Source organism: uncultured Bacillus sp., from assembly GCF_958411575.1.
GTDB lineage: Bacteria > Bacillota > Bacilli > Bacillales > Bacillaceae > Bacillus > Bacillus spizizenii.
The window spans coordinates 126,611-152,239 of sequence record NZ_CATYRA010000003.1 but is presented as its reverse complement, the minus strand read 5'-3'; the positions used below and the strand labels follow the sequence as shown (position 1 = coordinate 152,239).

Here is a 25,629-nt window from a genome sequence, read left to right as displayed (position 1 = left end):
CTCCTCATAAACTGATTTTCTTTTATCGTAACACGAATTACATTGAAAAAGACCGCCCGATTGGCTCAGGCAGTCTTCTAGGTATTAATGCAAATAGATATTTTGGCGCTGCTCATCTTTTTGCTGAATGTACGAAGTGAGCTCGGCGGTTAAGTCAGATCTGAGAAAAGGCGTAATCAAGTAGATGCCGTTAAACAGCTCGCATGCCGTATCCAACAGGGAGCGTGCAATCGCAAGGCCTTCCGCTTTTTGTTTCTCTTTATCCTCGCCGGCGAGAGCCATTTTTTCGCGAATAGAGTCAGATAGCTTAATGCCCGGAATTTCATTGTGGATGAATTCAGCATTTCGGCTGCTTGTGAGCGGCATAATGCCGATATAGACCGGTGTCTTCAGATGCTTTGTTTCGTTATGGATATCGACAAGCTGCTGCTCGGAATAGACAGGCTGTGAAACAAAATAATCGGCGCCGCAATCTATTTTTTTCTCCAGCCGTTTTACCGCTTTATCCAGATGGCGGACGTTAGGATTAAATGCGGCGGCGACTGAGAAATTCGTTTTCTTGCCAAGCGGTTTTCCAGACAGGGACAGTCCTTCGTTGAATTGTTTGATCAGCCTGATTAAATCAAAGGATGTTAAATCATACACAGACGTCGCACCCGGAAAATCCCCGATCTTAGAAGGATCGCCGGTAATGGCCAGCACGTCATTCAGCCCTAACGTATCAAGGCCCATTAAATGTGACTGCAAGCCGATAATGTTTCGGTCACGGCACGTAATATGGACAAGGGAGCGCATATCGAGCTGTTGCTTCACAAGGGCGCCGCAGGCAACATTGCTGATCCGCGGAGTAGCCAGGGAATTGTCAGCGAGGGTCAGGGCGTCGATTCCCGCTTCTTTTAATTCAGCAGCGGCGGACAGAAATTTGTCAAAGCTCAATTTTTTTGGTGGATCCAGCTCTACGATAATGGAGCGTTTTTTCGCTGCGATCTCATTCAGGCCCGGTTCTGTCCGCTCATCCTGAACAGAAATGAATTCCTTAGGCCGGGTTTTGACTTCTTTATCTGTAATCGGAGCAAGCCCGCCAACCGCTTCCGCCATCGCCCGGATGTGATTCGGCGTGGTGCCGCAGCAGCCGCCGATAATCCGTGCGCCTTGCTTGCGGAATTCTGACGCGCTGTTTTGAAAATACGTGTCGTCTGTTTCATAGACGAGCCGGCCTTCTTCAAGCGAGGGAAGACTGCTGTTCGGATAAACTGATAAGAACACGTCATCAAAAATCGGCACTTCGCTAAGCGCTTCAATCATGTGATAAGGGCCGAGCCGGCAGTTAATGCCGACGATATCAGCCCCGAGATCCGCAATCGATCGCAATGCTTCAGAAAGCGGTGTTCCGTCCTGCAGTACACCTTGCTCATGCATGGAGACATTAAGCATAATCGGAAGGCTAGTCTCTTTGCGCGCGATTTTCAGCACTTCACGGGCTTCTTCCAAATCGTAATACGTTTCTAACAGCAGCCCATCCGGCTCTTCATGCAGCAGCAGGTACAGCTGTTCGCGAAAGCTGCGTTTGATTTCGTCAAGGCTGTACGCATTTTTATTAAAGGTGCGGATGCCGCCCATTGTCCCCAGCACGTACGCATCGCCTGCTGAAGCCCGCGCGATTTTTACCGCCTCCTGATTCATTTTTTTGATGTCATCCTCAAGCCCGTGTCTGGATAGTTTAATATAATTGGCCCCGTACGTATTTGTTTGAATGATGTTGGCTCCAGCCTCAACGTACGCTTTATGTATGCGCTGAATTTCCTCCGGCTTTGAAATGTTGAGCTCCTCAAAGCATCTGTCAATGCCATAGGAGTAGAGGAGCGTCCCCATGGCACCGTCACCGATTAACACCTGTTTTTGCAAATCTTCTAAAAGTCCCATTGTCTGCCTCCTTTATTCACATTCAGCAAGGAAAAAAGAGAAATAAAAAAAGTCCTCTTAAGAAGAAGACTTTGTCAGTGATTTTGTCTCTTCTTATCTTCCAAGCTGTTCGAGCTTGCTGGATTTAGCACCTTGGTCATGGCTGATTGCCATTACACCGGTTGCTGAAGCTTCGTCGGGCCAGTCCCTCTGCTTCTCTTGATAAGAACGGATATGAAATTTTTGTGTTCAGGAAGTGCTCTAAAGAAAACTGGCATTTTCCCTTTCTCCAAATTTACCGAAAATAAAGACAATAATCAATAGGATTCAGAAAATTTATCTGAAATTAATAAATTGAACGTCAATTGGCAGATCTGCGCCGCGTACTGCTGTGATGATCTGCTGCAGGTCATCCTTGTTTTTTCCAGTGACGCGCACTTGATCATCCTGCACTTGAGACTTTACTTTCAGTCCGGAATTTTTGATGATGGTATTGATTTTTTTGGCGTTGTCCTTGTCAATGCCTTGAACAAGCTTTGCACGCTGGCGCACCGTTCCGCCTGACGCGCTTTCAACCTTGCCGTAATCAATGTTTTTTGTCGGCACGTTTCGTTTAATCAATTTACTGACCAGCACATCTTTCAACTGGCTTAATTTAAATTCGTCATCAGAAACGAGGACAAGCTCCTCTTTATCTAAAGAAATGTCGCTTTTGCTTCCTTTAAAGTCATAGCGTGTGCTGATTTCTTTCAGTGCGATTTGGATCGCATTTAGCACTTCGGGCAATTCCACCTTGGATACAATATCAAATGAACTTTCTTTTGCCATAAGAAAACCTCCATAACATTTAACTTATGTGTTGATTATAGTAGAATAAAGAGAAACTTCCAACAGAACAAAGAATCAATTTGAGATGATTGGAAAAAATGTTAACAGAATCCGCAGAAAAATAAGCGGAACAGGAAGGACGATAGCATGAGACCAGGGCAGCAATTAACCTTGAGTATAGATCACCAAACTGACTTCGGTTACTTTTTAACCGACGGAGAAGATACGATTCTCTTACATAACAGTGAAATAACTGAGGATATCGAAGATAGGGATGAGGTAGAGGTCTTTATATACGTCGACCAGCAGGAAAGACTTGCGGCCACGATGAAAATTCCGGTCATCAGCGCTGATGAGTACGGCTGGGTCGAAGTGGTGGATAAAGTGGAAGATATGGGCGTTTTCGTTGATGTCGGCTTATCTAAGGACGCGCTTGTTGCAACTGAGCATTTGCCGCCATACGAGGATGTCTGGCCGCAAAAAGGGGATAAACTATACTGTATGCTGAAAGTGACGAACCGGGGGCGCATGTTTGCGAAACCAGCGCCGGAAGATATCATCAGCGAACTGTTTACCGACGCTTCAGAAGATCTGATGAATAAAGAGCTGTCAGGTACGGTGTACAGATTAATCGCAACGGGTTCATTCATCATCACAGACGACGGGATCCGCGGTTTTATCCATCCGTCAGAAAGAAAAGAAGAGCCAAGACTCGGCTCAAGAATCACGGGAAGGGTGATTCAAGTAAAAGAAGACGGTTCAGTGAACATGTCGCTGCTTCCGAGAAAACAGGATGCATTGTCTGTAGATGCCGAGTACATTTTGACGTATATGAGAACAAGAAACGGTGCTATGCCGTACAGCGACAAAAGCCAGCCTGACGATATCAGAGAACGGTTTAACATGAGCAAAGCCGCCTTTAAACGCGCGCTCGGCCATTTGATGAAAAACGGAAAAGTGTATCAGGAGAACGGATGGACATACGAGAAAAAATAGAAGGCCGTACAGGTCTTCTATTTTTTATATAAGAACTTCACAAATAAAATTCTGTTACGTATTATTAGGGGAGACAGATTGTTTTGTCAGTTAAAAGACAGGGGGAGCTTTTGTGGACATTCGCATCGATTTTTTATTGGTCTTGATTGCGATGCTTTTCTTTTGGATTGCTTATATGGCAGGAATAAAAAAGCAAACATGGATATTGTCTGGTTTCCGTGAGTCTCGGATACGTGACAAAGACCGTCTGGCTAGAATTGCGGGATACTTTTTTCTGAATTCAGGGATATTTATTCTTTTAAACGGTTTTATTTCATTCCAAGGACAAGATCAGCTGATTCCGCCAATGATTTTGGCATATGGAGTTGGCGTCATCATTTATGTAAACAAAAAAGTAATATAAAACCTCCAGCATATATCAAATATCTGGAGGTTTTTGTTTGCTCATTTTCTTAAAAAGAATACGGCTAATGTGCCGGGACCGGCATGTGAGCCGATCGTAGAACCGATTGAATGCATGATAATCTCTTTCGGATTGAACGTATCTTCAATCAAATTTTTCATGTCAATGGCTTTTTCTTCGTTCGCAGCGTAGCTGATCCCCACGGTTTGATTACCCCAATCATCACCGCGCTCTTTCATTAGTTCGATGATCCGTTTAAAAAGTTTTTTCTGCCCGCGAATTTTTTCTAGAGGCACAAGCTTGCCGTCCTCCATCTGAAGAAGCGGTTTAATATTCAGCAGACCGCCGACAAATGCGGATGTTTTGGAGATGCGGCCGCCTCTTGCAAGATATGTGAGGTCATCAACGGTAAAAATGTGCTCAAGCTGTTCGCAAAAGTTCTTTACAGACGTTTCAATTTCTTGTATTGTATTTCCGTTGATACAGAGATCGGCAGCATGCCGGACAGCCAGGCCGTATCCTAATGAAGCACATTTGGAATCAATGACCCGTAAATCGAAATCGGGGAATTCCTCCTTTACTTCATTGGCCATCATCACAGCTGTCTGATACGTGCCGGAGAGGCCTGAGGAAAAGGCAATGTAAAAAGCGGGATCACCTGTTTCGGCATATTGCAAAAACACATTTTTAATCGTTTGCGGTGAGGCTTGGGACGTCTTAGGCGTTTCTCCATTTTGCATCGCTTCAAATATTTGATCCGCATCAATCGTGACTGCATCCTCGAATTCTTTATCGCTGAGAGAGACTCTGAGCGGAATAAAGCCAATGCCGTTTTCTTCAAAATAAGAACGAGGCAAATCAGCGGCGCTGTCAGCGATGAGATGAACTGTCATATTGCTTCCCTTCTTTCCATTATCGCTCGTTATCATAAGAGTTAAGCCAACTATATCATATTAATTTGCCAAAATCGTGTTCAAATATTTGTTTTAAGGGAAAACATAATAAGAAGAAAGAGCGGAGGAACATGCAATGGTACTAGATCAAACAAAAAAATTACTCATCGTCATCATCGGCGCTTTACTCAATGCGGCCGGGCTGAACTTATTTTTGATTCCGGCAGATGTATATGCCAGCGGATTTACAGGTGTCGCCCAGCTTTTATCAAGCGTCATTGTTCAATATGCCCCCTTTTACATATCGACGGGAACGCTCTTGTTCCTCTTAAACATTCCGGTCGGTATTTTAGGGTGGCTGAAGGTCGGCAAATCGTTTACGGTGTACAGTATTTTAAGTGTCGCACTCACTACTGTGTTTATGGGGATCCTGCCGGAAACAAGCCTGTCACATGACATTTTGCTGAACGCAGTGTTCGGCGGCGTCATTTCCGCGGTCGGTATCGGCTTAACATTAAAATACGGCGCTTCAACAGGCGGGCTCGATATCGTCGCCATGGTGCTAGCAAAGTGGAAGGATAAACCCGTCGGCACATATTTCTTTATTCTCAACGGGATTATCATCTTGACGGCAGGATTATTGCAAGGTTGGGAGAAAGCATTATATACCCTGGTAACACTGTATGTGACAACGAGGGTGATCGACGCCATTCACACCCGCCACATGAAGCTCACGGCAATGATCGTGACGAAAAAAGCGGACGAAATCAAAGAAGCCATTTATGGAAAAATGGTGCGCGGCATCACAACTGTTCCGGCTAAAGGAGCCTTTACGAACGAACAGAAAGAAATGATGATTATCGTCATCACTAGGTACGAATTGTACGATTTAGAGAAGATCGTCAAAGAAGTTGATCCGAAAGCATTTACGAACATTGTTCAAACGACAGGGATTTTTGGTTTCTTTAGAAAAGACTGACGAAAGCAGGTGGAAGTCGTGAAACGGCTGCTTGTGATGCTCCTTCCCGTGCTGCTTTTGATAGGCTGCGGGAAAGATGAGCAGACAGAACCCGATAAGGAGGTATCAGGCGGAATGGAGAATCAAGAGGTTGTTTTATCTGTTGACGCAATTCAGGAGCCTGAACAAATCAAGTTTAACATGTCGCTGAAGAACCAAAGCGAACGTGCTGTCGAGTTTCAATTCAGCACAGGACAAAAATTTGAACTTGTCGTGTATGATTCTGACAACAAAGAAAGATACCGTTATTCGAAAGACAAAATGTTTACGCAGGCTTTTCAAAACATGACATTGGAACCCGGAGAAACATATGATTTCTCTGATGTGTGGAAGGAAGTCCCTGAGCCCGGAACTTACGAGGTAAAGGTAACATTTAAGGGCAGAGCGGAAAATCTCAAGCAGGTTCAGGCTGTTCAGGAGTTTGAAGTCAAATAAGAGGCTATGGCGAATCGCCATAGCCTTTTTTTATTGCAGTTTGTCTAGCTGATCCTGAAATTGATGAAGCTGTTGACGTTCCGCATCTGTCGAATTGGCATACGCAGAAGACACAGCATTTTTGGCTCTCAGAATCGCTTGCTCCTGATCGCCTTCCTCAAAGCCGTTTGTCACCATGACAGCCTGTTGAACAAATGATTTTGCCTGCTGAAACAGTTCATTTCTCATTTAATATTCATACTGCCTTTCTGCCGAGTCTCGTGCTGCGGCATGCTGGTGAGCTTCTTCTAATGTAGACCGATATGGAAATCTTGCGGCGTGTAGCCCGATGGAGTCTTTACCCTGGTGAATAAACCTTCTGGATTTGCTTCGTTTACCCATTGTGAGACTGCCCCCTTCCATACTTTGACGAGATGAGTCGTCTTCAATAGTATGGTGGGGCGAAGTAACGTTTATGAGTGGGAAAAATTAATATGGGCGATCTTTAAAGTGAGAAATATTCTTTTAAAAATCTTGCCACGCCGTCCTCTTCATTTGTAGCCGTTGTCCGGTTGGCAATCTGCTTGACCTCGTCAATTCCATTTCCCATCGCAACGCCGCAGCCTGCGAATTCAAGCATTTCCAAATCGTTATCCTCATCTCCGAAAGCAATGATCCGCTCCCTCGGCACATCGTAATAATCGCTGATTTTCTGCAGGCCGACCGCTTTATTCATGCCGCTTTTAATAATTTCGATGACATGCCACGGCGCGGCCCATCTTCTATGATCGATCACTTCGGCGTGCACATCCGATAAATAGGAGCGTATGGCCGGTACATCTTCTTCTTTTGCGTGAATGAGCACGGATGTAACATCCTCACTGAGATTTTTCCGCAAGTCTCCGACCGTCACATTTGTTGTATTCATATTAAAGGCATCAATCAAGTGCTCATCATGGTAATGAAAGTACACGTCATCAATGACTTCGGCAAGCACATTATGTACGTTGTACCTCTCACTGATCTCGACTAGTTGTTTGACAACATCAAGCGGCAGTGAGGTATGATATCGTCCCCAGCTGTCGTCCTGCGGGTGATGGACAAACGCTCCGTTAAAATTGACAATCGGCGTTGTCAGCTCCATCTGCTGGTAGTACATGGAACTTGAACGATATGGACGGCCCGTTGAGATGCAGACATAATGCCCGTCATCTTTTAGGCGCTGTATCGTCCGAAGGGTGTATTCCGATATGGTTTTGTCATCCTTTAATAACGTTCCATCTAAATCTAATGCGATTAAATAGGGTTTTGTCTCCATGAAAAGCTCCTTTGACCTTAGAATTTGCTTGTTTTGCCTTACTTACAGTGTAGCTTTTTACCATCTTTATTGTCTACATGTTACACTTATGATTATGGTTATCCTAAGGAGGGGCACATTGTGATTCAAATTGAAAATCAAACCGTTTCCGGTATTCCGTTTTTACATATTGTAAAGGAAGAGAACAGGCACCGCGCTGTTCCTCTCGTCATCTTTATACATGGTTTTACGAGCGCGAAGGAACACAACCTTCATATTGCTTATCTGCTTGCGGAAAAGGGCTTTAGAGCCGTTCTGCCGGAGGCTCTGCACCATGGTGAACGGGGAGAAGAAATGGCTGTTGAAGAGCTGGCAGGCCATTTTTGGGACATCGTCCTCAATGAGATTGAAGAGATCGGCGTACTCAAAACGCATTTTGAAAAAGAGGGCCTGATAGACAGCGGTCGTATCGGCCTCGCAGGCACATCAATGGGAGGTATCACAACGCTTGGCGCATTGACTGCTTATGATTGGATAAAGGCCGGCGTCAGCCTGATGGGAAGCCCGAATTATGTGGAACTGTTTCAGCAGCAGATTGACCATATTCAATCTCAGGGAATTGATATCGACGTGCCGGAAGAAAAGGTAGAGGAGCTGATAAAGCGTCTCGAAATGCGGGATCTCAGCCTACAGCCGGAAAAACTGCGCCAGCGCCCGCTATTATTTTGGCACGGCGCAAAAGATAAAGTCGTGCCTTACGCGCCGACTCGGAAATTTTATGAGACGATCAAATCCCATTACAGCGAGCAGCCGGAACGCCTCCAATTTATCGGAGATGAACACGCTGACCATAAAGTCCCGCGGACAGCTGTGTTAAAAACGATTGAATGGTTTGATACGTACTTATAAAGCACAATGGTATGAAGAAGGGCTGGATTTACGTTATACTGTAGAAAAAAGGAGTGAGGGAACGTGGAAGAAGCATTAAAAGAAAACATCATGGGCGCTCTGGAACAGGTTGTTGACCCTGAGCTTGGCGTTGATATCGTGAACCTTGGTTTGGTATATGATGTTGATATGGATGAAGATGGCTTAACGCACGTTACGATGACACTGACATCAATGGGCTGCCCGTTAGCGCCGATTATCGTTGATGAAGTGAAAAAAGCATTAGCGGACATTCCGGAAGTAAAAGAGACGGAGGTTCACATTGTGTGGAATCCGCCTTGGACAAGAGACAAAATGTCCAGATACGCGAAAATCGCGCTTGGCATTCAATAAAACAAAACAAAAGAGGACAGCCTTACTGTGAGGCTGTCCTTTTTTACAACTGAAAGGAGTGAGGTAAAATGATGTACCTGCTTGCTGTCCTATGCCCGCCGCTTGCTGTTTTGTTTACGGGAAAACCGTTTCAGGCATTGCTGAATCTTATATTGACCTGCATCTTTTGGCTGCCGGGCGCGATTCACGCCTGCTTTATCGTGGCTGACCGCCGCGCCGAAAAACGGGCAAGACGATAATCTGGAAAAATGAGGGCGCAGACATGGTATAATGGTATAAAAAAACAGCAGGGAGAGCGCCATGAAAAAGAAATTGCTTGCATTCGCGCTTTGTATAGGCGCGTATGCGGCCCTGTTTGCGTACTCTGTGCATTCAGATCAAAAAACAGACACAAGCGAGATGACGGATGTCAGCCGCCTAATGCCTGTGAAAATTAAGCAGACAGTGAAAGGGCAGGAAGAGGAAACGCTCATTGACACGGTCAAAGAGGCAAATCGAAAAAACATAAAGATCTCAATCGCCGGGGCCCAGCATTCCATGGGCGGCCATACATATTATGAGGACGGCATCGTTCTCGACATGACAGGCTATAACAAAATCCTGTCGCTTGATCAAGAGAAGAAAACCATCAGGGTGCAAAGCGGCGCGACATGGAATGACATCCAGAAATACGTGAATCCATACGGACTCGCGGTAAAAGTCATGCAGTCACAAAACATTTTTACAATTGGAGGATCTCTCAGCGCCAATGCCCACGGACGTGATATCCGCTACGGCTCGCTGATTGATACAGTCAAATCATTTCGGCTTTTAAAAGCTGACGGATCAATCGTCACCGTCACTCCAAAAGATGATTTGTTTACGGCAGTCATCGGAGGGTACGGTCTTTTTGGCGTGATTCTTGATGTAACGCTTCAGCTGACGGATGATGAGCTGTATGTCATGCAGACAGAAACAATGAATTACAGTGCATACGCGGACTATTTTACAAAGCACGTAAAAGGAGATCCGGATGTCCGAATGCATCTGGCGCGAATTTCAACAGCGAAAACAGGATTTCTGAAAGACATGTATGTTACGAATTATGAATTGGCCAATCATCAGGATCAGCTGCCATCATACAGCGACCTCAAAGCAGACGAGTATACGGGGGTCACAAAGTTTGCACTCGGCTTGTCAAGACGATATGAATGGGGAAGAAATTGGCTTTGGAACACGCAGCAATCCTATTTTCTGAACCAAAACGGCACAAAGATCTCACGTAATAACGTTATGCGGTCCGAATCAAAATTTCTCGAATATGAAAACAATGACAACACAGATGTTCTGCAAGAATACTTTGTGCCGGTGAAGGAGTATTCGTCCTACATTGACGACCTGAGACAAACACTGTCGGATGAGGATTTAAACCTGTTGAACATTACGATCCGTTACGTGCAGAAAAATGAAAAAGCCGATCTTTCCTATGCGAAGGATGATATGTTTTCGCTTGTGCTTTTAATAAATGAGGGCTTTTCAAAAGAAGACCAGGCAGATACTGCCCGGATCATCAGGCGTATGACTGACGTTGCCATCAAACACGGCGGGAGCTATTATTTGCCGTATATGACTTACCAGACAAAAGCGCAAATGAGACAGGCATACCCGAAAAGCGAGGCGTTTTTTCAGAAAAAACGAACGTATGACCCGGATGAGCGCTTTATGAATTACTTTTATCAGAGGTATAAATAATGGGAAAAAACAAATTAAAATGGCTGACATTATCACAAAGCAGCGTGTTTTTTGCAAGCAGCTTAATCTTTCCGTTTTATATTCTGTTTGTGAAAAATATCGGCTCAAGCTACACGCAGTTCGGTTTTTCCTACGGATTGTTCGGGCTGAGCGGAGCGCTCATTTATCCGCTGCTCGGACGGCTGTCTGAAAGGTTTGACAGCCGTTATTTTCTGCTTGCAAACTCTTGGGGCATGGCCGTGCTGCTTTTATATGTCCCGCATATTGGAAGCGTCGTTCAAGTGTACATCGTCCAAGTGCTGTTAGGGCTCTTTGGTGCGATGCAAAAGCACGGAGAAAAAGTGCTGGTCGCCGATTTCACAGACAGCGGAGAGCGCGGAAAGAAGATTGGGAATTACCATTTTTGGACAGCTGTTTTTTCAGCAGCAGCCATTATGCTCGGCGGCTTTCTCGCTGACTTTTTTACAGTAGAAATGATTTTTTATGCAAGCTCTATTCTATATTTTTTGAGCGGATTGATGATGATGAAAACAGGCTGATGCGGTCGGCCTGTTTTTTTATTCAGCTGAAAAAAGGCGGCGTATCAACGTCTTCTGTTGAATCAGTGCCGTTTTTATTGAACTGATTTTTTATTGAACAGAAAATTTAAAAATGAATAAAAATATTAAATATACGATTGAATTAATTTTTATTCATGTTATAATGTTAAATAATTTCACAAAGACCAAGAAGGTGAACTTGTTTTGAAAATAGGAATTGTAGGCGCTACAGGATATGGAGGCACCGAACTTGTCAGGGTTCTCTCACATCACCCTCATGCAGAGGAATGTATACTTTATTCATCCAGCGGGGAAGGGAATGTCTATAGCGAGGTTTATCCTCATCTTGCCGGCTTAGCGGATCAAAAGCTGAAGCCGATTGATATGAATACGATCAAACACGAAATAGATATCATGTTTCTTGCTGCGCCGCCCGGGGTATCAAGTGAATTGACTCCGCAGCTGGCAGATGCAGGGATTCCGGTTATTGATCTGTCAGGTGATCTGAGGATACAAGAGCCGGCTGAATATGAAAAGTGGTATAAACGGACAGCGGCACCAAAGGAAGTGATTCATGAGGCTGTATACGGTCTGGCAGAACTGAATCAAAAGCAAATTCAACAGGCGAAACTCATTGCCAATCCGGGTTGTTTTCCAACTGCTGTTTTACTTGGCCTCGCACCACTGGCTCAAAAGAAACTGCTCAATGAATCTTTCGTTATCGTTGACGCGAAGACCGGTGTTTCCGGAGCGGGAAGAAAAGCATCCATGGGAACTCATTTTTCTGAGCTGAACGACAATTTTAAAATTTATAAAGTCAATGAACATCAGCATACGCCGGAAATTGAACAGGCGCTGCAAGAATGGCAGCCGGGCCTCGGGCCTATTTCATTTTCGGCTCACTTGGTTCCGATGACAAGAGGGATCATGGCAACAATGTACACACAATTAACCTCTGATCTATCGGCAGATGACCTGCATGATTTATATTCGGAATTTTACCAAAATTCATATTTTTTGAGAGTAAGGCCAAAAGGGCAATATCCGCAAACGAAGGAAGTGTACGGCAGCAATTTCTGTGATATCGCCGTTACCCTCGACGAGAGAACGAACAGAGTCACAATCGTTTCGGTAATCGATAATTTAATGAAGGGTGCCGCCGGTCAGGCTGTGCAAAACTTTAATTTGATGAATGGCTGGAATGAAGAGACTGGACTCACCATGACGCCAATATATCCATAGAACGGGAGAGAATCGAATCATGATTCAGTTAAGTGAAGATCAAATTGTAAAAGTAACAGGTGATGTATCCTCGCCAAAAGGGTTTCAGGCAAAGGGCGTGCATTGCGGGCTGCGCTACTCGAAAAAAGATCTCGGCGTCATTATCAGTGAGACACCGGCCGTCAGTGCAGCGGTTTATACCCAAAGCCACTTTCAGGCCGCTCCAATCAAAGTGACACAAGACAGCTTAAAACAGGGGGCAGCATTAAAGGCCGTTATCGTCAACAGCGCGATTGCCAATGCCTGTACGGGAGAACAGGGCATAAAGGACGCATACACAATGCGGGAGAGCCTTGCTTCACAGCTTGACATTGAGCCGGAGCTTGTCGCCGTTTCATCTACAGGCGTCATCGGCGAACATTTAGACATGGAAAAAATTCAGGCAGGCATCGAGCTATTGAAACAAACACCTGCGGGTTCAGGAGATTTTGAGGAAGCGATATTAACAACCGATACAGTGATCAAGCAGACGTGCTATGAGCTGACAATCGGCGGCAAAACAGTCACGATCGGCGGAGCGGCTAAAGGCTCGGGAATGATTCACCCGAACATGGCCACGATGCTGGGTTTTGTCACAACAGATGCAGCAATCGAAGAAAAAGCGCTGCAAAAGGCGCTGCGTGAGATCACTGACGTTTCATTTAACCAAATCACAGTTGACGGTGAAACATCCACGAACGATATGGTCTTGGTCATGGCAAACGGTTGCGCGGAAAACGAGTGCCTGACGGAAGATCATCCAGAATGGCCGGTCTTTAAAAAAGCGCTCTTGCTTACTTGCGAGGATTTGGCTAAAGAGATTGCCAGAGACGGAGAAGGCGCGACAAAACTAATCGAAGCCCAAGTGCAGGGTGCGAAAAACAATCTTGATGCAAACGTGATTGCCAAAAAAATTGTCGGGTCCAATCTCGTAAAAACGGCAGTCTACGGAACTGATGCCAATTGGGGGCGCATCATCGGAGCCATCGGGCACAGCGCAGCTCAGGTGACGGCAGAAGAAGTTGAGGTATATCTCGGGGGCCAATGCCTGTTTAAACATAACGAACCTCAGCCATTCTCTGAATCTCTTGCCAAGGAATACCTTGAAGGAGATGAAATCACCATTGTCATCAAGATGGATGAAGGTGAGGGGAACGGAAGAGCGTGGGGCTGTGACCTGACCTATGACTATATCAAAATTAACGCGAGCTATCGCACGTAATAAAGGGGAGCACAATGAAGAAAACAATCGTTTTTAAATGCGGGGGAAGTGTCATCCGGGAGCTGTCTGAGGAATTTTTTGATAATCTGAAAGAATTGATGGCGTCAGGATGGAAACTGGCGATCGTACACGGCGGCGGCCCGGAAATCACAAATATGCTGAAACGGTTAAATATCAAAACAGAGTTTTCGGGAGGACAGCGTAAAACAACGAAGCCAGTGTTAGAAGTGGCGGAGATGGTTTTATCAGGTTCTGTGAATAAATTTTTCGTTGCTGAGCTTGCCAAACACGGACTGCGTGCTGCTGGCATCTCTGGTAAGGACGGCGGTCTTTTGGAGGCGGATTATCTCGATCCGGAAACATACGGGGAAGTCGGAGAAATCAAAAAGGTTGATGCATCCATGGTAAACGCGCTGATGGAAAAGGGCATCATTCCTGTTATTGCGCCGCTGTCTATGACGAGAGACTGCAAGACGCTGAATGTGAATGCTGATCTGGCTGCTTCCGCAGTAGCCGGAGCGCTTGAAGCTGATAAGCTGATGTTTGTCACTGATGTCGATGGGATCATGAAAGATAAGCAGCGTCTTGACGTCCTGACCCCTGAGGAGGTTCAAATGCTGATCAAGCAGGAAGTGATCACAGGGGGGATGATTCCGAAAGTCAATTCAGCCTTGTCAGCTTTAACGGATCAGGTGACTGAAGTCATGATCGTAAACGGTAAAGGATCATTCTTCGCAGAACAAACCTTTCAAGGAACAAAAATTGTTAAAGCAGAGGAGGCTGTTTCATGAGCAGCTTGTTTCAAACCTACGGACGCTGGGATATTGACATCAAAAAAGCAAAGGGAACGTACGTTGAGGATCAAAACGGAAAAACCTACCTGGATTTTATTCAGGGGATTGCGGTATCTAACCTAGGCCACTGCCATGAAACGGTTACAGAAGCAGTCAAAACACAGCTCGACAGCGTATGGCACGTATCCAACTTGTTTCAAAACAGTCTCCAGGAGCAAGCGGCACAAAAGCTGGCGGCGCACAGTGCGGGGGATCTCGTCTTTTTCTGCAACAGCGGTGCGGAAGCGAATGAAGGCGCGATAAAGCTCGCCCGAAAAGCAACTGGGAAAACGAAAATCATCACTTTCCTACAGTCATTCCATGGCCGCACGTATGCAGGGATGGCTGCGACCGGACAGGAAAAAATCAAAACAGGCTTTGGCCCGATGCTGGAAGGCTTTCATTACCTGCCATACAACGATCCTTCCGCTTTTGAGGCTTTTGGGGAGGAAGACGGCATTGCTGCGGTGATGCTTGAGACAGTGCAGGGAGAAGGCGGAGTCAATCCGGCAAGCGCTGAATTTTTAACAGCTGTACAGTCGTTTTGTAAGGAAAAGCAAGCTCTTCTGATCGTTGACGAAATCCAGACCGGCATCGGACGGACGGGAAAGGGCTTCGCATACGAGCACTTCGGACTTTCACCGGATATTATCACAGTCGCAAAAGGATTGGGAAACGGTTTTCCAGTTGGCGCTGTCATCGGAAAGAAACAGCTTGGAGAAGCGTTTACCCCTGGTTCTCACGGAACGACTTTCGGAGGAAATATGCTGGCGATGGCTGCTGTAAATGCCACATTGCAAATTGTATTCCAGCCTGACTTTCTGCAAGAGGCTGCTGACAAAGGGGCATTTTTAAAGGAACAGCTCGAGGCTGAGCTAAAGAGCCCGTTTGTCAAACAAATCCGCGGTCAAGGATTAATGCTTGGAATTGAGTGTGATGGACCTGTTGCTGACATCATTACTGAATTGCAGACATTAGGCTTGCTTGTATTGCCGGCCGGCCCGAACGTCATTCGGCTGCTGCCGCCCCTCACTGTGACAAAGGATGAAATAGCAGAAGCTGTCAGCAAGCTGAAACAGGCAATCGCTCATCATTCCGCTGTAAACCAGTAATTTTTTTTCGGCACGAAAGTATAAAAATTCATTTTTATAATTAATTATTCATCAAGAGGTGGGCTGTGAGATGGAAGGTTATTTAGTGTTAGAAGATGGAACAGCGTTCAGCGGCGAGCTGGACAGTCATGAAAACTGCACGGGAGAAGCTGTTTTTTTTACAGGAGTGACAGGCTACCAGGAAGTGCTGACAGATCCATCATATAAAGGCCAGATTATCGTATTTACCTATCCGCTGATTGGCAACTACGGCATTAATGAAAAGGATTTTGAAAGCAAGAAACCGCAAGTAAAAGCCGCGGTTGTCTACGAGGCGTGTGATCATTTTTCTCATCATGAAGCGGTATACAGCCTCAAGGAGTATTTACAGAAATGGAACATTCCGCTGTTGACCCATGTTGATACGAGGGCTGTCGTGAAAAAAATCCGTGCAAACGGAACGATGGGTGCGACTGTCACAGCCTCTAAAGAAGCAGCTGAGATTGCCCTTCAGCCTGAGAACGTGGCAGAAATGGCTTCCGCACAGGAAATCAGCACATTCGGCGACGGAAATAAACATATCGCCCTCATCGATTTCGGCTATAAAAAGTCCATCGCGTCATCACTTGTCAAACGAGGATGCAAGGTCACCGTGGTACCGTATCAGCAAATGGAAGCTGTCTACGATATAAAGCCGGACGGCATTGTGTTATCGAACGGACCTGGAGACCCAAAAGCGATTCAGCCGTATTTAGGAAAGATCAAAAGCATCGTCAGCCGTTATCCGACTCTCGGCATCTGTCTCGGCCATCAGCTGATCGCGCTCGCGTTCGGAGGGAATACATTCAAGCTGCCATTCGGACACAGGGGTGCAAATCATCCGGTCATCGACCGTGAAACGAAACGCGTCTTCATGACAAGCCAAAATCACAGCTATGTGGTTGATGAACATTCCATTAATGAAGAAGAGCTCACGATCAGGTTTCATCACGTCAATGATACGTCAGTTGAAGGGCTTTCCCATAAAAAACTGCCTGTCATGAGTGTTCAATTCCACCCGGAAGCCCATCCCGGACCAGCGGAAAGCGAATGGATTTTTGATGATTATTTAAAGAATGTGATACCAGCAAGGAGAGAAATCGCGCATGCCTAAAGACACCAGTATTTCAAGTATATTAGTAATCGGCTCAGGCCCGATCATCATTGGGCAGGCGGCAGAATTTGATTATTCAGGCACTCAAGGGTGCATCGCCCTGAAGGAGGAGGGCTATCGGGTGATCCTCGTCAACAACAATCCGGCGACAATTATGACCGATGAAGCCTTCGCTGATGAAATTTATTTTGAGCCGCTGACAGCAGAAAGCCTGACAGCCATCATTAAGAAAGAACAGCCTGATGGGCTTCTTGCCAATTTAGGCGGGCAGACCGCGTTGAATTTAGCGGTGGAGCTTGAAGAAACGGGTGTTTTAAAAGAGCACGGCGTCAAACTGCTCGGCACATCCGTTGAAACGATACAAAAAGGTGAAGACCGAGAAAAATTCCGTTCGTTAATGAACGAATTGAACCAGCCCGTGCCGGAGAGTGAAATTGTTGATAACGAGACCGACGCCCTCCGTTTTGCGGAATCCATCGGTTTTCCTGTTATTATCAGACCTGCTTACACATTAGGCGGAAAGGGCGGAGGAATTGCTCCTAATAAAGAAGCTTTTACCGCCATGATCAAGCAGGCGCTATTAGCAAGCCCGATCAATCAATGCCTTGTGGAAAAAAGCATTGCCGGCTTTAAAGAAATCGAATACGAAGTCATGCGTGACAGCAATAACACATGCATCACCGTGTGCAACATGGAAAACATCGATCCGGTCGGTGTGCATACAGGTGACTCCATCGTTGTGGCGCCGTCACAAACATTGACGGATGATGACTATCAAATGCTGCGGACGGCTAGTCTGACGATCATCTCAGCACTTGATGTCGTAGGCGGCTGCAACATTCAATTCGCGCTGGATCCATTCAGCAAGCAATATTATGTCATTGAAGTCAATCCGCGTGTAAGCCGGTCATCGGCTCTCGCGTCTAAAGCGACCGGTTATCCGATTGCGAAGATGGCTGCAAAACTGGCAGTCGGATATACCCTTGATGAGCTGAAAAATCCGCTCACAGGTTCGACTTACGCAAGCTTTGAACCTGCACTGGACTATGTCATCGTCAAATTTCCGCGCTGGCCGTTTGATAAATTCAAAAACGCAGACCGCAAGCTTGGCACAAAAATGAAAGCCACCGGTGAAGTAATGGCGATTGAACGGAATTTAGAAGCGGCGATACAAAAGGCAGCCGCGTCCCTTGAACTGAAAAATATCGGTACGCACCTTCCAGAGCTCAGCGGCTTGTCGATTGAAGCGCTATGGGAGTTGGCAGTCACTCCGGACGACCGCAGATTTTTCGTTGTCATGGAGCTATTAAGCCGCAGCGTGACGATTGATGACATTCATGCGAAAACAAAAATTGATCCGTTTTTCCTGCATACCTTTGACACCATCATCAAACTGGAAAACCGCATAATGGAAGCGGGCAGCGATCTCTCTTATGAATTGTTGAAAAAAGCAAAGGAAAAGGGATTTTCAGACGCAACGATTGCCTCACTGATTGGCAAAACAGAAGAAGAGGTGCGCGCGCTACGCAAGGAGATGGGCATTACGCCTTCCTTCAAAATTGTAGATACGTGCGCGGCTGAGTTTGATGCGAAAACAAACTACTTTTACTCCACATATTTCGGAGAGACCGATGGGGACATCAGCGGCAAAGAGAAAAAACGCGCGCTGATTATCGGATCTGGCCCGATTCGGATCGGCCAAGGCGTTGAATTTGATTACAGTGCTGTTCACGGCGTGCTGACACTGCAAGAGCTTGGGTTCGAAACCATCATGATCAACAATAACCCGGAAACGGTCAGCACCGATTATGAAATTGCGGACCGCCTGTATTTTGAACCGATGACAACGGAGCACATTTTAAACGTGGCGGAGCAGGAAAATATTGATTTTGCAATCGTGCAATTCGGCGGCCAAACCGCGATCAATGCTGCTGAAGCGCTTGAAAAAGCCGGCATTACCCTTCTCGGCACCTCGTTTGAAACGCTCGACGTGTTAGAGGATCGGGATCAATTCTATCAGCTTCTTGATGAGCTTGAATTGAACCACGCAAAAGGAGAAATCGCTTATTCAAAAGAAGAAGCCGCTGAAAAAGCTGATGAGATCGGCTATCCGGTGCTCATCCGCCCATCTTACGTCATCGGCGGAATGGGCATGATCATTGTTGACTCGCAAGCCCAGCTTTCTCAGCTGCTGAACGGTGAGGACAGCATGCCGTACCCGATTTTAATTGATCAGTATGTGTCGGGAAAGGAAGTCGAAATTGATTTAATTTCCGACGGTGAGGATGTCTTTATCCCGACATATACCGAGCATATTGAACGGGCAGGTGTCCATTCGGGAGACAGCTTTGCCATCCTTCCCGGACCGTCCATCACAAACAGGCTACAGCAGGGCATAAAAGATGCCGCGCAAAAAATTGCCCGAAAGCTTTCATTTAAAGGCATCATGAACATTCAATTTGTGATCGACAATGGAAACATTCTCGTTCTTGAAGTGAACCCGAGAGCGAGCCGCACGGTTCCCGTTGTCAGCAAAGTAATGGGCGTTCCGATGATCCCGCTCGCCACACGCCTGCTGGCGGGGGCGTCTTTAAAAGATGTAAAACCGGCAGTTCAGAATCATCATGGGGTTGCCGTGAAGTTCCCTGTTTTTTCTTCTCATGCGATTCAGGATGTGGATGTCAAGCTTGGACCGGAAATGAAATCAACGGGAGAAGGCATGTGTGTTGCATATGATGCCGACAGCGCCTTGAAAAAAATCTATACACGTGTCTGGAATCAAAAAGGAAGCATTTATTTGCAAAACGGGCCGGACGATGTGAAGGAGTTAGCGAAAAACGCCGGTTTTACAGTTCATGAAGGGACATTTGCCTCATGGATGGAACAGGAAGGAAAAGCGCTCCACATCAATCTGTGCGGCTCTGAAGAAGCGCGCAAAGAACGTTTGGAAGCCATGACGCACGGCATCACCGTCTTTACAGAAGAAGAAACCGTGCGGGCGTTTTTACAAAGCGGTTCAGGCCATCCGCAGCCTGTATCTCTCAAAGATCTCTATAAAAAGGAAGTGGCATCATGCACACAGTGACACAAACCAGTTTATACGGAAAAGATTTATTAACGTTAAAGGGTCTTAGTGAACAGGATATAAACGCCTTGCTTGCAGAAGCCGGTGAGCTGAAACGAAACAAAATCCAGCCTATTTTCCAAGGCAAAACCTTGGCGATGATTTTTGAAAAATCATCAACGCGGACCCGTGTTTCATTTGAAGCCGGCATGGCGCAGCTGGGCGGGAGCGCCCTCTTCTTAAGCCAAAAAGATCTGCAGCTGGGACGCGGTGAGACTATTGCTGATACGGCAAAAGTGCTGTCAGGCTATGTGGATGCCATCATGATTCGGACCTATGAGCATGAAAAGGTGGAGGAGCTTGCCAAAGAAGCTGACATTCCGGTCATCAACGGACTTACGGATAAATACCATCCATGCCAGGCGCTGGCGGATCTTTTGACGATTAAGGAAATGAAAGGGAAGCTTAAAGGCGTGAAAGTCGCGTACATCGGTGACGGTAATAACGTGGCACACTCATTAATGATCGGCTGCGCCAAAATGGGCTGTGAAATCTCGATTGCTTCTCCAAAGGGATACGAAGTGTTAGACGAAGCAGTTGAAGCGGCAAAAACATCTGCACTTCAATCGGGCGCTTCTATCACGCTTACAGCAGACCCGGTTGAAGCTGTAAAAGACGCGGACGTGATTTATTCTGATGTGTTTACAAGCATGGGGCAGGAAGCGGAAGAGCAAGAGCGTCTCGCTGTCTTTGCACCTTATCAGGTGAATGCGGCGCTTGTCAGCCATGCCAAGCCTGACTATACCTTTTTACATTGCCTCCCTGCGCACCGTGAGGAAGAAGTGACTGCGGAGATTATTGACGGGCCGAATTCTGCAGTATTCCAGCAGGCGGAAAACCGTCTCCATGTGCAAAAAGCATTGCTGAAGGCCATTTTATACAAAGGGGAATAATCAAAAAACTGCTGAGCCAGACTCAGCAGTTTTTTTGATGGCAACATATTCACAGCCGCTTAGGCGCATACTACAGCAAAAAGGAAAAGGAGGAAAAACAGTGGGACAGCAGCATCAATTCCGGCCCGGGCAGAAAGCGCCTAATAACGGTGTCTACGTAGAAATCGGCGAGACGGGAAGCATGGTTAAAAACCCTCAAAAGATCCATCTATCAGCAGGAGAAATGTTCCCCGAAACATCAAATCACAATCGGCTGTGGACATATAAAAGAAAGCCGTGATCAAGAAAAAACCCAAAACAATAAATGTTTTGGGTTTTTGGCTTTTTAATGCTGGCTTGCATTTTTGTTCATAGGCATGATTTCCGCTAAAACCATGATTAAGACATACAGTACAACAGCAATGACAGATGATGTTTTGAAGTTATACGCAGCGCTGTTCATGCTGGCAATCAAGTAGCATGCCATATGTGATAAAAGGAACGTCCAAATAAAGGCAATAATATATCGCACGTTTCCACCTCGTCCTTCTCATTCTTTTCTAACAGTTATCATACCATACAAAAAGCGAAGGGGGAATCCAATTTTAGCAGAAAGTGAGGTGACAAAAGAGTCTAATTCGTCACACTTTAATGGTAAAATATAAAAAACATCAATCAGTATATTAGCCAAAACTGTAAAAGGCTAGGACTTTACCTTATTCGTTTCTTTTCTTTTTACATAAGATAGCGTGAGATGAAGTGTGAAAGGAGGCGGGCAAGCGATGGGAATAACGGAAAGGTACTTTCAATTGGGAACGGAGCATAATGTCATTCATCTGCCCTATCGCCCGAACGGCTTCGGCATCTTTATCTTGGGGGACAGAACCCACTTTGTCGGGAATCATTCAAGCTTTTGGCTTCAACATTACGGCAGAAATCAGCTTCTGAACATGCTGAGGAATGAAGGATATACTCTTTTTAACAGCAATCTGTTCGGAAGGCATTGGGGTGCGGAAAAAGCGGTCGCCTATGCCAAACAGCTGATACATTCCGTGCTAAAGCAGGAAATCCTCAATCCGAAGATTCATATTTTAGCAGAAGGCATGGGTGCTCTCGTGGCCGATGAACTGCTTCGTTTTTCCCCGGATCATATCCGCTCAGCCGCAATGTTGAATCCTTGTCTCGATCTTCAGGCACATTATGAATCAGAGAAAGAAAATAAATTTTTCTATAAGCAATTTTTAAAAGAAGTGTCAGAAAGCTACGGAGTTTCTGAAAAAGAAGCGGAAGTGCTTCGTTACAAAACAATTGAAAGCTATCTGAGCGGCGTGCCGGTTCATATATGGCAGCGTATGACCGGAGCTCCCTATCCGTACAGCGTACATGCCGAAGTATTCAAGGGAAAACAGCAAAAGCAAGGTTCACCGGTCGACATGACATTTCACTTATTTGAGCATCCAAGCAGAATTTATGCATCAATCTGCAAATTCTTTCACAGTCATGAAAAAGAGTTATAAAGAATACAATAACAACAGCCTTCCCTTTTGCGGAGGCTGTTTTTTGCTTTGGGAAAAGAAAAACCGGAAGGGCGGCAGATGCAATGGAATCAACGCTGATTGTAGGTGCGGACGAATTTTTCGGCCTTTCATTATGCGAGCGAATGATGAATGAAGGCATACATGTTGACGTCATTCTGGCGGAAACAGAAGATGAAATGAGACAAATGTACTTAGAAGAAAGACTCATGTGGCTTGGGAGAAATGGACTCTTTCGCCAGCTTGAACACATTGGAGATCAAAAATATGATACAATTTGTATCCAGTTCGGCGGCTTTTTGCCTTTAGACCAATTTGATTCCCCCTATATATTAATATATGAACAAGACCGAAAAGAATGGGAGAAGCGTGAAAAGAAGGGGGCAGAAAAAACGGTGATTCTGCCGAAAATGTATGGGCCCTGGAAAGAAGAAATTGAGGTAGACGGCTATTACACAGACGATGTGGCTGACGAGCTGCTGAGATTCCTGCTTGAATCAAGCTGCGACAGCAAAGATCAGTTTTTTGATTTGCAAGTCACAGAAAAAACCTCAAAAGAAGAAGCAAAAGCAAAAATTTCCGAGTGGAAAAGACAATTTTCATCAATTTTCGACAAATATTAAGAAATACCTTCCATGTTTCGAGTTTTCTAGATACAATAAACGTATAAAAATGATACATGTTATAGCTTGTCAAAAGGAGTTGAACATGACTTGATCACAAGGCTTGTCATGATCTTTTCTGTCCTCCTTTTATTAAGCGGTTGTGGACAAACTCCGTTTAAAGGAAAAATTGAGAAGGTCGGCATGCTCTTTCCTGATACGATTAATGACCTCGTATGGGGCACAAAAGGGTATAAAGGATTACTGAATATACAATCAAAATACAATGTGGATGTCTACTATAAAGAAGGCGTTAAAACAGATGAAGATATTATAAATGCAATTGAGGATTTTCATAAGCGGGGTGTTAATCTTCTCTATGGCCATGGGAGTGAATATGCAGAGGTGTTTAACTTGGTCAGCGAAGATTATCCAGATATGGAATTCGTCATTTCTAATGCTAAAGCAAAAGCTGATAATGTGACGAGTGTCCATTTCAGCGGCGAAGCAATGGGTTTTTTTGGAGGAATGACAGCTGCCCATCTGTCGAAAACGAATCAGGTCGGCGTGATTGCTTCCTTTACGTGGCAGCCGGAGGTAGACGGTTTTATCAAAGGGGCCAAATATGAAAATCCGGATATAGAAGTCAACACAAAATATACGGATCATTGGGATGATGATACGACAGCAGTAAAGCTTTATCAGAAAATGAAGAACGAAGGCGCGGATGTTGTGTATCCTGCCGGAGACGGGTATAATGTTCCTGTCATTCAGCAAATCAAAAAAGACGGCCTTTATGCCATCGGTTACGTCACAGATCAATCGGACCTGGGCGAGAATACCGTATTAACCAGCACGGTGCAAAATGTGGACAAGGCTTATGAAATCATCGCTGAGCAATTCAACAAAGGCACCCTTGAAGGCGGCGATCATTACTACGACCTGAAAACGGGGGTTGTTGAAATGGGAACATTCAGCCCGCTTGTCGATAAAGACTTTCAGCAAAGAATCGCCAAGCTGATCAAAACGTACAACAAAACAGGCGAACTGCCAAAAAACGAGTAATGGAGTGACATCACATGCAGCACGAAAAATCACTTGAGTTCTTGCAAATTGCCATGAAATATCTGCCTGAAGCGAAAGAACAGCTTGAAAAATCAGGCATTGAGCTGTCGATGGAGGCCATACAGCCGTTTATGAATTTATTTACAACGGTAATGGCGGAAGCTTATGAGCTTGGCAAGTCTGACGCAAAATCTGAAACCGAATAAAAAGAAGCCACTTTTTCGAAAGTGGCTTTTCACTTGATTTTCTTTTTAATAGCGGAAACCATAGGGGCGAGCTCCTTGAGAGCGGGCTTGATTTGATCGAGAGAGTTCATAATCGAACCGATTTGGTTCATAATATACATGTAATCAATCGTCTCTTCTTCGTTTGTACGGGAAACCTCCTCCTCCACTTCTTCCTTCTCTGGGTTTTGTTTTGCGTTATCGCCGAACATCATCTTTGAAAATATATCCACCTGTATACGCCTCCTTTTCCATATACCATACTGTATGAGTAAGATGAACTGATAGTTTAGACGAATATATTGCCATGTGAAAAAAAATAGGATAGAATTAGTACCTGATACTAATAATTGATCACAACCTGATTGATCTTCTAAATTTACTATATAAAGGAGTCTTCCCTTATGAAAGCTGGAATACTTGGAATGGGACGTTATATCCCTGAGAAGGTTTTAACAAATCATGATCTCGAAAAAATGGTTGAAACTTCTGACGAGTGGATTCGTACTAGAACAGGAATAGAAGAAAGAAGAATCGCCGCAGACGACGTCTTTTCATCACATATGGCTGTTGCAGCTGCAAAACAAGCGCTTGAACAAGCTGAAGTGGCTGCTGAGGACCTGGATATGATATTGGTTGCAACTGTTACACCTGATCAGTCATTTCCTACGGTCTCTTGTATGATTCAAGAACAGCTCGGCGCGAAGAAAGCGTGCGCTATGGATATCAGCGCGGCTTGTGCGGGCTTTATGTACGGGGTTGTCACAGGTAAACAATTTATTGAATCCGGAACGTACAAACATGTTCTTGTTGTCGGTGTAGAAAAGCTCTCAAGCATTACAGACTGGGAAGACCGCAACACAGCCGTTCTGTTTGGTGACGGAGCCGGCGCTGCGGTAGTCGGGCCAGTCAGTGATGACAGAGGGATCCTTTCATTTGAACTAGGAGCAGATGGCACAGGCGGTCAGCACTTGTATCTCAATGAAAAACGACATACAATCATGAATGGACGAGAAGTTTTTAAATTTGCAGTCCGCCAAATGGGAGAATCATGTGTTAATGTCATTGAAAAAGCCGGACTTTCAAAAGAAGACGTCGACTTTTTAATTCCGCATCAGGCGAACATACGCATTATGGAAGCTGCACGTGAGCGTTTGGAGCTTCCTGTCGAAAAGATGTCTAAAACCGTTCATAAATATGGAAATACTTCTGCCGCATCCATTCCGATTTCTCTCGTAGAAGAATTGGAAGCCGGTAAAATCAAAGATGGCGATGTGGTCGTCATGGTAGGATTCGGCGGAGGATTAACTTGGGGCGCCATTGCAATACGCTGGGGCCGATAAAAA

Annotated in this window: 29 protein-coding genes, 1 pseudogene and 1 riboswitch; of the genes and pseudogenes, 22 read left to right on the top strand and 8 right to left on the bottom strand. The window is 45.4% G+C overall.

Annotated features, from left to right (window positions below; genetic code table 11):
• Positions 1 to 84: 84 nt before the first annotated feature.
• Both Q5C82_RS06560 and Q5C82_RS06555 read right to left on the bottom strand, forming a co-directional pair.
• Complete coding sequence (locus Q5C82_RS06560; protein ID WP_003224504.1) at positions 85 to 1,923, bottom strand: bifunctional homocysteine S-methyltransferase/methylenetetrahydrofolate reductase; 1,839 nt, start codon at positions 1,921 to 1,923, stop codon at positions 85 to 87.
• A gap of 90 nt (positions 1,924 to 2,013) precedes the next feature.
• Positions 2,014 to 2,131, bottom strand: a riboswitch (SAM riboswitch).
• Between the two features lie 107 nt (positions 2,132 to 2,238).
• Positions 2,239 to 2,730, bottom strand: coding sequence for a YajQ family cyclic di-GMP-binding protein (locus Q5C82_RS06555; protein WP_003224506.1), 492 nt, complete (start codon positions 2,728 to 2,730; stop codon positions 2,239 to 2,241).
• A 98-nt stretch (positions 2,731 to 2,828) separates the two neighbouring features.
• Between Q5C82_RS06555 and Q5C82_RS06550 the strand changes: the two are divergent.
• Positions 2,829 to 3,726: pseudogene (locus Q5C82_RS06550) on the top strand (S1 RNA-binding domain-containing protein).
• Between the two features lie 112 nt (positions 3,727 to 3,838).
• On the top strand, positions 3,839 to 4,129 hold the full coding sequence (locus Q5C82_RS06545) for a DUF3784 domain-containing protein (RefSeq protein WP_003224510.1): 291 nt from the start codon (positions 3,839 to 3,841) through the stop codon (positions 4,127 to 4,129).
• 41 nt (positions 4,130 to 4,170) lie between these two features.
• Here the strand turns inward: Q5C82_RS06545 and Q5C82_RS06540 are convergent, their stop codons facing one another.
• Positions 4,171 to 5,022, bottom strand: coding sequence for a DegV family protein (locus tag Q5C82_RS06540; protein ID WP_003224512.1), 852 nt, complete (start codon positions 5,020 to 5,022; stop codon positions 4,171 to 4,173).
• 136 nt (positions 5,023 to 5,158) lie between these two features.
• Between Q5C82_RS06540 and Q5C82_RS06535 the strand changes: the two genes are divergently transcribed.
• Positions 5,159 to 6,001: a YitT family protein gene (locus Q5C82_RS06535; protein WP_003224514.1), complete on the top strand. Its 843-nt coding sequence runs from the start codon at positions 5,159 to 5,161 to the stop codon at positions 5,999 to 6,001.
• An 18-nt stretch (positions 6,002 to 6,019) separates the two neighbouring features.
• Positions 6,020 to 6,475, top strand: a complete 456-nt coding sequence (locus Q5C82_RS06530; RefSeq protein ID WP_003224516.1) for a BsuPI-related putative proteinase inhibitor — start codon at positions 6,020 to 6,022, stop codon at positions 6,473 to 6,475.
• 30 nt (positions 6,476 to 6,505) lie between these two features.
• On the opposite strand, the gene Q5C82_RS06525 is transcribed toward Q5C82_RS06530, so the two are convergent.
• From Q5C82_RS06525 to yitU, 3 genes are all read right to left on the bottom strand, one after another.
• Positions 6,506 to 6,703 carry a DUF3813 domain-containing protein gene (locus Q5C82_RS06525; protein WP_003224518.1) on the bottom strand — a complete coding sequence of 66 codons (198 nt, stop codon included), beginning with the start codon at positions 6,701 to 6,703 and terminating at the stop codon, positions 6,506 to 6,508.
• A complete protein-coding gene (locus tag Q5C82_RS06520) occupies positions 6,704 to 6,856 on the bottom strand; it encodes a hypothetical protein (RefSeq protein ID WP_003224519.1) in 153 nt (50 codons plus the stop codon).
• 103 nt (positions 6,857 to 6,959) lie between these two features.
• Positions 6,960 to 7,772, bottom strand: coding sequence for a 5-amino-6-(5-phospho-D-ribitylamino)uracil phosphatase YitU (yitU, locus tag Q5C82_RS06515; RefSeq protein ID WP_003224522.1), 813 nt, complete (start codon positions 7,770 to 7,772; stop codon positions 6,960 to 6,962).
• A gap of 120 nt (positions 7,773 to 7,892) precedes the next feature.
• Here yitU and Q5C82_RS06510 point away from each other — a divergent pair, with 120 nt between their 5' ends.
• From Q5C82_RS06510 to Q5C82_RS06450, 13 genes are all read left to right on the top strand, one after another.
• The gene (locus Q5C82_RS06510) at positions 7,893 to 8,660 is read left to right on the top strand and encodes a prolyl oligopeptidase family serine peptidase (protein WP_003224523.1); all 768 of its coding nucleotides are present in this window, start codon (positions 7,893 to 7,895) and stop codon (positions 8,658 to 8,660) included.
• Positions 8,661 to 8,723: 63 nt separating this feature from the next.
• Positions 8,724 to 9,032, top strand: coding sequence for a metal-sulfur cluster assembly factor (locus Q5C82_RS06505; RefSeq protein WP_003224525.1), 309 nt, complete (start codon positions 8,724 to 8,726; stop codon positions 9,030 to 9,032).
• A gap of 68 nt (positions 9,033 to 9,100) precedes the next feature.
• Complete coding sequence (locus Q5C82_RS06500) at positions 9,101 to 9,271, top strand: YqaE/Pmp3 family membrane protein (RefSeq protein ID WP_003224527.1); 171 nt, start codon at positions 9,101 to 9,103, stop codon at positions 9,269 to 9,271.
• Positions 9,272 to 9,332: 61 nt separating this feature from the next.
• Entirely contained in the window at positions 9,333 to 10,763 is a 1,431-nt protein-coding gene (locus tag Q5C82_RS06495; protein WP_003224528.1) for an FAD-binding oxidoreductase, read from the top strand.
• Complete coding sequence (locus Q5C82_RS06490) at positions 10,763 to 11,302, top strand: MFS transporter (protein ID WP_003224530.1); 540 nt, start codon at positions 10,763 to 10,765, stop codon at positions 11,300 to 11,302. The genes Q5C82_RS06495 and Q5C82_RS06490 overlap by 1 nt, the downstream gene beginning before the upstream one ends.
• Before the next feature lie 204 nt (positions 11,303 to 11,506).
• Positions 11,507 to 12,544, top strand: a complete 1,038-nt coding sequence (gene argC / locus Q5C82_RS06485) for an N-acetyl-gamma-glutamyl-phosphate reductase (protein WP_003224534.1) — start codon at positions 11,507 to 11,509, stop codon at positions 12,542 to 12,544.
• 19 nt (positions 12,545 to 12,563) lie between these two features.
• Positions 12,564 to 13,784 (top strand): bifunctional ornithine acetyltransferase/N-acetylglutamate synthase, encoded by a 1,221-nt coding sequence (gene argJ, locus Q5C82_RS06480; RefSeq protein ID WP_003224536.1) that lies wholly within the window; start codon positions 12,564 to 12,566, stop codon positions 13,782 to 13,784.
• Between the two features lie 14 nt (positions 13,785 to 13,798).
• Positions 13,799 to 14,575: an acetylglutamate kinase gene (gene argB, locus Q5C82_RS06475; protein ID WP_003224540.1), complete on the top strand. Its 777-nt coding sequence runs from the start codon at positions 13,799 to 13,801 to the stop codon at positions 14,573 to 14,575.
• On the top strand, positions 14,572 to 15,729 hold the full coding sequence (locus Q5C82_RS06470) for an acetylornithine transaminase (RefSeq protein ID WP_003224542.1): 1,158 nt from the start codon (positions 14,572 to 14,574) through the stop codon (positions 15,727 to 15,729). Before argB ends, Q5C82_RS06470 begins: the two co-directional genes overlap by 4 nt.
• A gap of 70 nt (positions 15,730 to 15,799) precedes the next feature.
• On the top strand, positions 15,800 to 16,861 hold the full coding sequence (locus Q5C82_RS06465) for a carbamoyl phosphate synthase small subunit (protein WP_003224544.1): 1,062 nt from the start codon (positions 15,800 to 15,802) through the stop codon (positions 16,859 to 16,861).
• Complete coding sequence (locus Q5C82_RS06460) at positions 16,854 to 19,946, top strand: carbamoyl phosphate synthase large subunit (RefSeq protein WP_003224546.1); 3,093 nt, start codon at positions 16,854 to 16,856, stop codon at positions 19,944 to 19,946. Before Q5C82_RS06465 ends, Q5C82_RS06460 begins: the two co-directional genes overlap by 8 nt.
• Positions 19,934 to 20,878 (top strand): ornithine carbamoyltransferase, encoded by a 945-nt coding sequence (gene argF, locus Q5C82_RS06455; RefSeq protein WP_003224547.1) that lies wholly within the window; start codon positions 19,934 to 19,936, stop codon positions 20,876 to 20,878. Before Q5C82_RS06460 ends, argF begins: the two co-directional genes overlap by 13 nt.
• 100 nt (positions 20,879 to 20,978) lie before the next feature.
• Positions 20,979 to 21,158 carry a YjzC family protein gene (locus Q5C82_RS06450; protein WP_003224549.1) on the top strand — a complete coding sequence of 60 codons (180 nt, stop codon included), beginning with the start codon at positions 20,979 to 20,981 and terminating at the stop codon, positions 21,156 to 21,158.
• A gap of 45 nt (positions 21,159 to 21,203) precedes the next feature.
• Here the strand turns inward: Q5C82_RS06450 and Q5C82_RS06445 are convergent, their stop codons facing one another.
• On the bottom strand, positions 21,204 to 21,389 hold the full coding sequence (locus Q5C82_RS06445; protein ID WP_003224551.1) for a YjzD family protein: 186 nt from the start codon (positions 21,387 to 21,389) through the stop codon (positions 21,204 to 21,206).
• A 250-nt stretch (positions 21,390 to 21,639) separates the two neighbouring features.
• Between Q5C82_RS06445 and Q5C82_RS06440 the strand changes: the two genes are divergently transcribed.
• The 4 genes from Q5C82_RS06440 (at position 21,640) to comZ (ending at position 24,265) form a co-directional block, all read left to right on the top strand.
• Positions 21,640 to 22,374, top strand: a complete 735-nt coding sequence (locus Q5C82_RS06440) for a hypothetical protein (RefSeq protein WP_003224553.1) — start codon at positions 21,640 to 21,642, stop codon at positions 22,372 to 22,374.
• Between the two features lie 83 nt (positions 22,375 to 22,457).
• A complete protein-coding gene (locus Q5C82_RS06435; RefSeq protein WP_003224555.1) occupies positions 22,458 to 23,015 on the top strand; it encodes a hypothetical protein in 558 nt (185 codons plus the stop codon).
• Positions 23,016 to 23,105: 90 nt separating this feature from the next.
• Positions 23,106 to 24,059 carry a transcriptional regulator Med gene (med, locus tag Q5C82_RS06430; RefSeq protein WP_003224557.1) on the top strand — a complete coding sequence of 318 codons (954 nt, stop codon included), beginning with the start codon at positions 23,106 to 23,108 and terminating at the stop codon, positions 24,057 to 24,059.
• 14 nt (positions 24,060 to 24,073) lie between these two features.
• A complete protein-coding gene (gene comZ, locus Q5C82_RS06425) occupies positions 24,074 to 24,265 on the top strand; it encodes a ComG operon transcriptional repressor ComZ (RefSeq protein ID WP_003224559.1) in 192 nt (63 codons plus the stop codon).
• 29 nt (positions 24,266 to 24,294) lie between these two features.
• Here the strand turns inward: comZ and Q5C82_RS06420 are convergent, their stop codons facing one another.
• Entirely contained in the window at positions 24,295 to 24,522 is a 228-nt protein-coding gene (locus Q5C82_RS06420; protein WP_072183380.1) for a hypothetical protein, read from the bottom strand.
• 165 nt (positions 24,523 to 24,687) lie between these two features.
• On the opposite strand from Q5C82_RS06420, the gene fabH reads away from it, so the two are divergent.
• Positions 24,688 to 25,626: a beta-ketoacyl-ACP synthase III gene (gene fabH, locus Q5C82_RS06415; RefSeq protein ID WP_003224562.1), complete on the top strand. Its 939-nt coding sequence runs from the start codon at positions 24,688 to 24,690 to the stop codon at positions 25,624 to 25,626.
• Positions 25,627 to 25,629 lie beyond the last annotated feature (3 nt).

Excerpts from the sequence above, each read along its gene's own strand:
- yitU (WP_003224522.1), bottom strand. The coding sequence starts at position 7,772 with ATGGAGACAAAACCCTATTTAATCGCATTAGATTTAGATGGAACGTTA.
- Q5C82_RS06555 (WP_003224506.1), bottom strand. The coding sequence starts at position 2,730 with ATGGCAAAAGAAAGTTCATTTGATATTGTATCCAAGGTGGAATTGCCC.
- argB (WP_003224540.1), top strand. The coding sequence starts at position 13,799 with ATGAAGAAAACAATCGTTTTTAAATGCGGGGGAAGTGTCATCCGGGAG.
- Q5C82_RS06495 (WP_003224528.1), top strand. The coding sequence starts at position 9,333 with ATGAAAAAGAAATTGCTTGCATTCGCGCTTTGTATAGGCGCGTATGCG.
- Q5C82_RS06465 (WP_003224544.1), top strand. The coding sequence starts at position 15,800 with ATGGAAGGTTATTTAGTGTTAGAAGATGGAACAGCGTTCAGCGGCGAG.
- fabH (WP_003224562.1), top strand. The coding sequence starts at position 24,688 with ATGAAAGCTGGAATACTTGGAATGGGACGTTATATCCCTGAGAAGGTT.
- argJ (WP_003224536.1), top strand. The coding sequence starts at position 12,564 with ATGATTCAGTTAAGTGAAGATCAAATTGTAAAAGTAACAGGTGATGTA.
- Q5C82_RS06520 (WP_003224519.1), bottom strand. The coding sequence starts at position 6,856 with ATGGGTAAACGAAGCAAATCCAGAAGGTTTATTCACCAGGGTAAAGAC.
- Q5C82_RS06470 (WP_003224542.1), top strand. The coding sequence starts at position 14,572 with ATGAGCAGCTTGTTTCAAACCTACGGACGCTGGGATATTGACATCAAA.
- Q5C82_RS06525 (WP_003224518.1), bottom strand. The coding sequence starts at position 6,703 with ATGAGAAATGAACTGTTTCAGCAGGCAAAATCATTTGTTCAACAGGCT.
- Q5C82_RS06560 (WP_003224504.1), bottom strand. The coding sequence starts at position 1,923 with ATGGGACTTTTAGAAGATTTGCAAAAACAGGTGTTAATCGGTGACGGT.
- Q5C82_RS06440 (WP_003224553.1), top strand. The coding sequence starts at position 21,640 with ATGGGAATAACGGAAAGGTACTTTCAATTGGGAACGGAGCATAATGTC.
- Q5C82_RS06540 (WP_003224512.1), bottom strand. The coding sequence starts at position 5,022 with ATGACAGTTCATCTCATCGCTGACAGCGCCGCTGATTTGCCTCGTTCT.
- Q5C82_RS06435 (WP_003224555.1), top strand. The coding sequence starts at position 22,458 with ATGGAATCAACGCTGATTGTAGGTGCGGACGAATTTTTCGGCCTTTCA.
- Q5C82_RS06490 (WP_003224530.1), top strand. The coding sequence starts at position 10,763 with ATGGGAAAAAACAAATTAAAATGGCTGACATTATCACAAAGCAGCGTG.
- comZ (WP_003224559.1), top strand. The coding sequence starts at position 24,074 with ATGCAGCACGAAAAATCACTTGAGTTCTTGCAAATTGCCATGAAATAT.
- Q5C82_RS06535 (WP_003224514.1), top strand. The coding sequence starts at position 5,159 with ATGGTACTAGATCAAACAAAAAAATTACTCATCGTCATCATCGGCGCT.
- argF (WP_003224547.1), top strand. The coding sequence starts at position 19,934 with ATGCACACAGTGACACAAACCAGTTTATACGGAAAAGATTTATTAACG.
- Q5C82_RS06500 (WP_003224527.1), top strand. The coding sequence starts at position 9,101 with ATGATGTACCTGCTTGCTGTCCTATGCCCGCCGCTTGCTGTTTTGTTT.
- Q5C82_RS06460 (WP_003224546.1), top strand. The coding sequence starts at position 16,854 with ATGCCTAAAGACACCAGTATTTCAAGTATATTAGTAATCGGCTCAGGC.